The 533-nt window shown below is 74.5% G+C and carries 1 protein-coding gene; it reads left to right on the top strand.

Annotation, left to right across the window (positions count from 1 at the left end):
- Nucleotides 1-210: 210 nt before the first annotated feature.
- Nucleotides 211-533, top strand: a 323-nt coding sequence (locus tag KVT14_RS20095) for an ATP-binding cassette domain-containing protein (protein ID WP_368858790.1), incomplete at its 3' end; no start/stop codon positions are given.

Genomic DNA, 533 nt, shown 5'->3' with positions numbered 1-533 from the left:
GAAGCCCGAGGCGATCTACTTCGACAACGTCAAGGACGTCATCGCCGACGGCTACACCACCAAGGAGAACGTGTGCACCGAGGCGCTCGCCGACGCGTGCGCCTCCGCGGGCATCTCCTGATCACCGCCCGGACGGCCGGCCCCGGTGCGGGGTCGGCCGTCCGGGCACCCACAGCCCCCGGGCAGCCCTGCGACGACGCGAGGTGGACGATGACCGACGTCCTGGCCGAGACCCCGGCCGATCCCGACCTGTCCCCGCCGCCGACCCTCGAGGTGCGCGGCGGCCACAAGAACTTCGGCGCCGTGCACGCCCTGCGCGGCGTCGACCTGGTGGCGCTGCCCGGCGAGGTCACCGCGCACGCCGGCGTCAAGGGCGCCGGCAAGCCGACGCTCAACAAGTGCGTCGCCGGCACCTTCCCGTTCGACGCGGGGGAGGTCCGGTTCCAGGGCCGCCCCGCGCACATCGCCGACCCCGCGGCGGCGGACGACCTCGGCATCGAGGGCGTCCACCACGGCCTCGCGCTGTGCGACCA

The sequence above is a fragment of the Cellulomonas sp. GbtcB1 genome (assembly GCF_019091725.1).
Taxonomy (GTDB): domain Bacteria; phylum Actinomycetota; class Actinomycetes; order Actinomycetales; family Cellulomonadaceae; genus Cellulomonas.
The sequence above is the reverse complement of the archived record's forward strand: the minus strand, read 5'-3'. Positions and strand labels throughout refer to the sequence as shown.